The 7340-nt window shown below is 70.1% G+C and carries 7 protein-coding genes and 1 tRNA gene; 4 read left to right on the top strand and 4 right to left on the bottom strand.

From position 1 onward, the window contains the following. Window positions 1–349 precede the first annotated feature (349 nt). On the top strand, window positions 350–1126 hold the full coding sequence (locus tag NCC78_RS24545; RefSeq protein ID WP_250797327.1) for a glucose 1-dehydrogenase: 777 nt from the start codon (window positions 350–352) through the stop codon (window positions 1124–1126). Window positions 1127–1229: 103 nt separating this feature from the next. Here NCC78_RS24545 and NCC78_RS24540 read toward each other — a convergent pair whose 3' ends face one another. After that, window positions 1230–1661 (bottom strand): SsgA family sporulation/cell division regulator, encoded by a 432-nt coding sequence (locus tag NCC78_RS24540; RefSeq protein ID WP_007457244.1) that lies wholly within the window; start codon window positions 1659–1661, stop codon window positions 1230–1232. A gap of 273 nt (window positions 1662–1934) precedes the next feature. On the opposite strand from NCC78_RS24540, the gene NCC78_RS24535 reads away from it, so the two are divergent. Together NCC78_RS24535 and NCC78_RS24530 are read left to right on the top strand one after the other, a co-directional pair. Further along, a complete protein-coding gene (locus NCC78_RS24535) occupies window positions 1935–2513 on the top strand; it encodes a TIGR02611 family protein (RefSeq protein WP_250797325.1) in 579 nt (192 codons plus the stop codon). An 83-nt stretch (window positions 2514–2596) separates the two neighbouring features. Then, window positions 2597–2668, top strand: a tRNA-Val gene (locus tag NCC78_RS24530). A gap of 78 nt (window positions 2669–2746) precedes the next feature. Here NCC78_RS24530 and NCC78_RS24525 read toward each other — a convergent pair. From NCC78_RS24525 to NCC78_RS24515, 3 genes are read right to left on the bottom strand one after another with little or no spacing between them, the layout of a single operon-like run. Next, window positions 2747–3967 carry a tyrosine-type recombinase/integrase gene (locus NCC78_RS24525; RefSeq protein ID WP_250797324.1) on the bottom strand — a complete coding sequence of 407 codons (1221 nt, stop codon included), beginning with the start codon at window positions 3965–3967 and terminating at the stop codon, window positions 2747–2749. After that, complete coding sequence (locus NCC78_RS24520) at window positions 3967–4164, bottom strand: excisionase family DNA-binding protein (RefSeq protein WP_091050912.1); 198 nt, start codon at window positions 4162–4164, stop codon at window positions 3967–3969. Before NCC78_RS24520 ends, NCC78_RS24525 begins: the two co-directional genes overlap by 1 nt. Then, on the bottom strand, window positions 4161–5729 hold the full coding sequence (locus tag NCC78_RS24515; RefSeq protein ID WP_250797323.1) for a replication initiator: 1569 nt from the start codon (window positions 5727–5729) through the stop codon (window positions 4161–4163). The genes NCC78_RS24520 and NCC78_RS24515 overlap by 4 nt, the downstream gene beginning before the upstream one ends. Before the next feature lie 569 nt (window positions 5730–6298). On the opposite strand from NCC78_RS24515, the gene NCC78_RS24510 reads away from it, so the two are divergent. Beyond that, on the top strand, window positions 6299–6667 hold the full coding sequence (locus tag NCC78_RS24510) for a cyclic-phosphate processing receiver domain-containing protein (RefSeq protein ID WP_250797321.1): 369 nt from the start codon (window positions 6299–6301) through the stop codon (window positions 6665–6667). The last annotated feature ends 673 nt before the right edge of the window (window positions 6668–7340 follow it).

The following is a 7340-nucleotide window of genomic DNA, read 5'->3' as shown; positions in this document are numbered from 1 at the left end:
TCTCGGCGGGGGTGGCCGCGGGGGTGGCGGGCGGAGCGGGGGAGAGCTGACCGGAAGAGACCATCGTCTGCGACGGTAGCCCGGGGCGACGATCATCGCATCCCGACAACCCCGCCACGCCCCTCCTCCCGCGGCCAGAATCCGCGCACAGGCACGGAAAAGGTGATCATTCGCGCCCGGAAGGCCACTCTTTCCGGGACCGTGCGCGGATCACGGGTGGGGTTGTGGGGGCTGGTGGGAGCGGGCTACGTTACCGGGCGGTAGCGTCGGCGGGGGTGGCGTGGCCGCGGGGTCGACGGCGGCCGGTCGGCCGGGGTCGCGCCGACGGCCGACACGCGAGGGGATGGGCATGACTGATCTGTTCTCGGTCGAAGGCAAGACGGTCCTGGTCACCGGCGGCTCGCGGGGGATCGGCCTGATGATCGCCCAGGGCTTCGTCCGGGCCGGCGCGCACGTGATCATTTCGTCCCGCAAGGCCGAGGTCTGCGAGGCGGTCGCCAAGGAGCTGTCGAACGAGGGGCGCTGCGAGGCGATCGCCGCCGACCTGAGCCACGACGCCGGCGCCGAGGGCCTCGCCGCGGCCGTCCGGGAGCGCGTCGAGCGGCTCGACGTGCTCGTCAACAACGCCGGCGCCACCTGGGGCGCGCCGCTGGAGTCGTACCCGGAGAGCGCGTTCGACAAGCTCTGGGCGGTCAACGTCAAGGCGGTCTTCCGGCTCACCACCGCGCTGCTGCCCGCGCTGCGCGCGTCGGCCAGCCACGACGACCCGGCCCGCGTGATCAACATCGGCTCGATCGACGGGCTCCGGGTGCCGTTCATGGAGGTGTACGCGTACTCGGCCACGAAGGCGGCGGTGCACATGCTCACCCGCAGCCTGGCGCACCAGCTGGCCGGCGAGCGGATCACCGTGAACGCGATCGCGCCGGGGCCGTTCGAGAGCAAGATGATGGCGTTCGCGCTGGAGGACCCCGCGTCCCGGGCGGCCATCGAGGCCCAGGTGCCGCTGGGACGAATCGGCCGTCCGGAGGACATGGCCGGCACAGTGATCTTCCTGTCGTCACGCGCTGGGGCGTACCTGACCGGCGCGGTGATCCCGGTCGACGGCGGCATCACCACCCACGGCTGAGCACGACGCTGACGGCGGCAGGCTGCCCGCGTACCCCCGGGTGGGCCGGAGCCGCGCGGACTCGGCAGATCCGCGCGGCTCCGGTGGCCGGTCTTCCGGTGTTTCAGCGACCGGCGAGCAGCCGGTTGACCGCGGTGTCGACGTCCAGGTGCTCGGCCTCGCGGCCGCGCGGGACGACGACGTAGGTCCGGCGCAGGAAGCGCACCAGGACGCTGCGCGGCACCTCGAAGAGGGCGTTGCCGTCGGGCGACGACAGCGCCAGTGCGACGAAGTCCCCGCGCGGGGTGGCCCAGGGCCAGACCCGCACGTCGCCGATGCCGGCCGGTTCGTCGAGGCCGGTGACCAGCAGTTCGCGGGCGAAGGACCAGCTGACCGCCTCGCCGCCGGCGGATTCGGCATGGAACAGGACATGGACCGCATACGGGTCAGCAGGGTCGTAGCGCAGACTGGCACGCACCGGCAAGGCGGTGGCGTCAGGTGCGACGAGCCTTAGCGACGTCTCGACCTCTACGGTCGTCGGTCGGATGACACTCATGGACGTTCTCCCCCCGGCACCGCTGCGGAACGCGCGTGTCCCGCTTTTCCCATACTCAGGTGCTACTCCTGGCTACGCTCCGCCATACGCTGACTTCACCCAGTGGTGGGAAGGGGGTCGGAAAGGCCTCGTGAATGTGAGACTTCATGTAGGATTTCCGGTTCTGCCCAGTGCGTGATCCCGCCCGGCATCGGGTGGTTCAGTCGTCGACTTACTCCGGTAACGTCCAGTCGTCCGTTCCAGTGACGGGCGCGAGCCACACTGGGGGTGGAAATGGTCACGAAGCGATCCTCAGTGGATCCGACGGCCGCGCCGGGCCCGCCGATCGTCGCGGCCCGGGCAGCCGAACAGCGGGGGTACGAAGTGCGGATGGAGCAGCACGAGCCACCCGGTCGGCGGGCGTCCGACCGGGATCACCGGCACGGCGGCACGGCCGTGGCCGAACGGCGCAGGTGGGGACGCGGGCGGCAGCGGCTGGCCACCACGCTCGACCTGATCCGGGCCAACCCCACCGGCCGGGTCGCCCTCAAGATCTTCATCGCGGTCGCCGGCGCCATCGTGGTCACCGTCGGCATCGCGCTCATCCCGCTGCCCGGGCCGGGCTGGCTGCTGGTCATCGCCGGCCTCGGCATCTGGGCCGTCGAGTTCCACTGGGCGCGCCGGCTGCTCGGCTTCACCCGCCGGCACGTGCACAACTGGACGCAGTGGGTGAAGGACCAGTCACTGGCCGTACGGTTCGTCCTCGGCGCGGTCGGCCTGGTCTTCGTCTCCGTGGTGGTCTGGCTCTCGCTCAAGTACAGCCTCGGCATCGACCTGGTCGCCAGCGTGCTGCACTACCTGGCGACGCACTGACCGGCGCCGGTCCGGCGCCCGGCGGCGCGCGGGCCCCGGATTTCCGGTGCGGTCACACGATCAGGTAGAGTCATCGGCGCTGAGGGCGATTAGCTCAGCGGGAGAGCGCTTCGTTCACACCGAAGAGGTCACTGGTTCGATCCCAGTATCGCCCACGCAGGTCAAAGGCCACTTCCCGGAAACGGGAGGTGGCCTTTCTGCTGTCGTACAGCAGTTAAGTACAGCAGCGGTGCTCAATGGCCGAGGGAATCGCCAAGCCGCTTCAATGCCTCTCTCGTCGCCTTCGATGAGACCTGGGTGTAGATCTCCATGGTCACGGAGAAGCGGGCGTGCCGGAGCACCTGCATGGCGACTCGCGGATGGACGTCGAGGTCGGCCAGGAGCGTGGCACAGGTACGCCTGGCGTCATGAACGGTGATCGGCGTGACCTTCGCCTTGCCGCACCGCATCTGCCAGGAACGTTGGAAGTTGCGCGGTTCGATGGGTGTGCCATAGCGGGTGGTGAATACGAGGTCGTTCTCATGCCATGCCTTTCCGGCGGTTGCTCGTGCCTCGTCGCGTTGGTCTTTCCTCAGCTTGAGTGCGGTCACGCAGATGTCGGGCAGGGGGAGTGTCGCGTCGGACGCCTGGGTCTTGGTGTCGCGGTGGAGGAGTTGGCCGCGCACGCGTTGAAGTTGGCGGCCGATGGTCAGTTCTCCGGCGTCGAGGTCGACATCTGCCCAGGTAAGTCCCAGGGCCTCGCCCTTGCGGAGGCCGGTGACGAGGACCAGGGCGTAGGCGGCGTAGAGCGGGTCCTCGTCGTGGCGGGCAGACTCCAGGTACTTGCGAGCCTCGTCGCTGGACCAGGACTTGCCCCGCCGCCGGCGGACGGTGGCCAGGGTGACCGGCACGGCCGGGTTCTTGGTGATGAGGTCTTCGGCCTGGGCGTGGGTGAGGGCCGCCCGCAGCGCGGCTCGGACGTCGCTGACCGTGCGCGTGGACGGGACGGCCTGACAGCAGCGACCGACGGCGCAGCAGCGCGACTTCTGCTTGGCGCGGGCGGCGTCCTTGCCCTGGGCGCAGCACTGGCAGGTCCGGGCCACCTGGTTGATCCAGGTCTGCACGTCGCGTGACTGGAGCCGGTCGAGCCGCTTGGCCCCGAGGCCGGGGGCGAGGTAGCGGCGGACGAACGTCTCGTAGGTCGCGTAGGTCAACGGTGCCCGGTTCGGCTGGATGATCTCGGCCAGCCACCAGGTGAGGAAGCTGCCGACCGTCGGGACGCTCGTCGCCACCGGACCCTGCTTTGCCTGCTGGTGCAGCTTGATCCACTTGTCGTGGACCGCCTCGCGGGTCTTGCCGTAGATGTACTTGCGGGTGCGCTTGCCATCGGGTTTGGTGACCCAGACGTAGGCGGCGAAGCCGTTGCGGTAGGGAAAGATGGAGCCTTCGCCGTTGGCTCGGGCGCGGGCGGGCATCAGGCGGCCTCCTGGCGTTCGACCTGTTCGCGGATGTAGTCGTCGACCCATTCGGGGAGGATGCGGCGGTACTTGCCGTCCTTGATGGAGCGCAGCTCGCCGGTGGCGATCTTCATCTTGACCTTGGAGATGCCGAAGCCGAGCAGGACGGCGACCTCGGCGGGGGAGTACCAGCGCGGGGTGAGGTCTCGGCTCATGCGGCGGCCCCAGTGAGCCAGGCTTCGTAGGCGAGTTCCTCCCGGCCGACGCGTCTGCTCTCGCGTCGCTGCCTAGCGGCGGTGTTGGCCAGGAGTGCGTCACCTTCGGTGAGCCAGCCGGACCCGATGTAGGTGAGGGTGCAGACGGTGATGGTGTCGGCGGCCTCGTCGTGTTCGGTGCGGCGGTGGGCGGTGCGCGTGTCGCGGAGCCGGCCGAAGGTGACGGAGTAGCGGCGGGCCTTGGTGAGGAAGTGGCCGCCGAAGCCGAGCATGTGCGCCCAGCGGCGCAGCCCGGCGTAGGGGCGCGGTTTGGTGTCAAGACCGCCTTGACGGTGATCGGCCGTTGTGGCGCCGCCGGTCGTGTCGGTGTGGATGGGCCTGCCGAGGTGCCAGCAGGCGTCGATGAGGCGGGCGAGGTGGTCGCCTTCGGGGTCGGCGTAGTCGTCGATCGTGGCGGAAGTGAGCCGGGTGAAGGAGCGCCCGGTGGCTTCGGTGGCCTTGGTGGCGTACTTGGCGAGGTAGGCGGCGACCTTGTCGTCCGTCAGTTCGCCGCTGGCGGTGTTGATGCTGCGGACGTCGACCTGCTCGCCCCAGGCGACCAGCCAGCCTTGCGGTCGGTCGGGGTGTGCGGGCGTGGTGACGGTGATTCGCGAGGCGGCGACGCGAATCGCGTCTTTTAGGCCGTCGATGGTGATGCCGGCCGGTGGCGGCACGAGCGCGTCCGGGTCGTTGTGGTCGACGCCGTCGAGGCGCAGCAGGACGTGGAAATGCACGGCGGCCCGGCGTTGCATCTCGGCGACCTTGCCATGCGATACACGCACGGGCGGCATCCAGCGGATCCTGCCGGAGGCCGTGACGACCCGGACGAAGGGGATGCCGCGCTTGCGGCAGAGTGCGGCGAGGTGGCGGTCAATGGCCTGCTTGGTGCGCCGCCACAGCTCACCGGAGAAGTAGTTCCAGACGACCTGATGGTTGTGGTCGTAGCAGTCCAGGCATAACGGCTGTCCGAGCCGCGGATCGTCGGCGTCGTGGCGGGCGAAGCACGCTGCGGGCTGTCCGTGCTGGCAGGTGCCGGCGTTGCTGCGGGCGCGGCAGGGGGCCGGGAGGCAGTCGCAGCGCTGCCGGTTGCGGCAGGTGTGGCGGGCGACGTGCCGGTGGTGGACCGGACCGAAGGACGGGGCGGTGAAGGTGGCGAAGACCACCGGGTGCCGGCCGACCGAGTCGGGGACGCCCTTGCCGCCGGTCAGACCGCGACAGACGACTTGGTAGGCGTCGCCCTGGTAGACCCAGGCGCAGTCCGGGCAGTGCGATTCGCGGCGGTTGCCGCATGCCTTGTAGAGCGTGCGGTCCGGCAGCTCGTCGGTGTGCAGCTGGCCGGTGATGCGGCCGGTGTTCCGGTCGACGGCGGCGATGGTGCCGGTGAGGCGGATGGGGCGGGCACAGCCGCCGGCGGGGCGGGTGTGCTCCAGCCAGCCGGAGAACTTCGGAGAGGCGGCGCGGTGCAGGACCTGGGCGTCACGGCCGAGGGCGAGGCCGGGGCGGTAGATGGTGAGCGGGGTGGACACAACTGTCTCCTCATCAGGGGGTGGCAGGGACGGGAGACGAAGCACCACCAGCCGTCGACGGGTATCCGCTGGTGGTGTTCGTCGTGTCTCCTGGCACCGCCGAGAGGGCGGCTGACGCCGGAGGGCGGAATCGTGGTCGTGCCACTTCCCGCCGATGGGTCATGTCCCTTCGCGCTCGTGACCTGATGAATGGGCCGGCACGGGTGAGGAGCCTGGGTATCGGCATCCGGCGCGTTGCCGCAGGCTGTCCCCACCCGTGGAGTGGGCGAATCCGGGCCATCGTGGACGGCAGGGAAGACCGTGCTGGGCTGCTCAGCGGATTCGGGGAAGCCGGCATGGTGGCCGGTGTGATCGAGAGCCGGCGGGACGTGGCCCGCATCAGCGGCAGGAAGGCCGCTCAGCATCTCCGACATCGAGTCCAGCGATCCGGCAGGGAAGGCCGGGCTGGCGTCCTCGACGAGCGCCAGAGTAGCACCGGGTACCGACATGTCAGTCCGTCGTATTTCGATGCCGGATGCGGGCCCCAATAGCGATGGCGGCATTGAGGTGCAGGGCGAAGGATGGGCGTCGTGGTTACCGAGAAGCTGCCGCGAATCGTGCTGGTCGACGACTTGCGTTCGTTTGTTGACGGCAGGTTGGCACATGTGGCGCGCACCAGCGCGGCGGGCGTTGAGGTGCTGGCCCGGCACCGGGGACAGCGGTTGAACGAGCTATGGCTGGATCACGACCTCGGCGAGGACGACACGATCTGGCCGGTAGTCGAGGTGCTGGAGCGGGCCGCGTTCGAGGAGCACCCGTTCGATATCGGCGTCGTGTACGTCCACTCGGCGAATCCTGCCGGCGCGGAGAAAATCATGCAGGCGTTGCGCCGCTGGGGCTACCACGTGCGCTCAGCAGCAGGGTCGCCGCATGTCGGCTACCTGGCCGAGGCCGATTAGCGTCCGGCCGTCCAGCCGCTGACGAGGGCGGCCTGCGATACGGGACAGCCAGCTGCCGGCCGATGTGGGAGAACTTTCTTTACGTCTATCAAGGCGGCCCTTGACGGGCCGCACGCGCCGCCGCCAGGGCGCGCGGCTGGCGCGCTCGCTTGGGGCTCGCGGGCCAGCCACGCCGAACGCCCGGCGGCTGGCGCGGAAGGCGGGGAGCCCGGAGGGCCGCCCGCAGAACGACAGACCGTTGACGGGGTGGCGTGGTGGGCCGGCAGCCGGCCGGGCCGCGCGGGCACGAGCCCGCACGGCGCAGGGGAGCGCACGCCGGCCGCGTCGGCGAGTTGGCGGCGGTCGTGGGGTTGCGGTTACTGCGCCTCCGGCGGGGGCGCTCCGGCTCCAGGATGGCTGAGGCTCCGTCGGCGGGTCACGGTCCGTGGGTGGTTGCGGTAGGCATCCCGCCTGCCATCGACCCGGGCAAGCCGAGCAGACCGCCGCCCGACCCGCCAGCGTCCGTACGAGCCGTCAAGGTCCGCTTGACATGGCGGGCCGGGCGGCGCCCTCTTGGTCAGGATGGTGTGAGACACCCCGTGTGAGTGGGGTGCTGACCTGAGGACGGGGATCGGAGATCCTTGTGTACGTGTCCACCTCATCTGGCAAGCAGTCGGCGTCTGGCGGCGGGGCC

This window comes from Micromonospora phytophila, from assembly GCF_023656545.1.
GTDB classification, from domain to species: domain Bacteria; phylum Actinomycetota; class Actinomycetes; order Mycobacteriales; family Micromonosporaceae; genus Micromonospora; species Micromonospora phytophila.
Note: the sequence above shows the minus strand (reverse complement) of the source record. Positions and strands in the feature narration are given on the sequence as shown.

Bases quoted from the DNA above. Each gene is read 5' to 3' on its own strand.
- NCC78_RS24545 (WP_250797327.1), top strand. From the start codon at position 350: ATGACTGATCTGTTCTCGGTCGAAGGCAAGACGGTCCTGGTCACCGGC.
- NCC78_RS24540 (WP_007457244.1), bottom strand. From the start codon at position 1,661: ATGAGTGTCATCCGACCGACGACCGTAGAGGTCGAGACGTCGCTAAGG.
- NCC78_RS24535 (WP_250797325.1), top strand. From the start codon at position 1,935: ATGGTCACGAAGCGATCCTCAGTGGATCCGACGGCCGCGCCGGGCCCG.
- NCC78_RS24525 (WP_250797324.1), bottom strand. From the start codon at position 3,967: ATGCCCGCCCGCGCCCGAGCCAACGGCGAAGGCTCCATCTTTCCCTAC.
- NCC78_RS24520 (WP_091050912.1), bottom strand. From the start codon at position 4,164: ATGAGCCGAGACCTCACCCCGCGCTGGTACTCCCCCGCCGAGGTCGCC.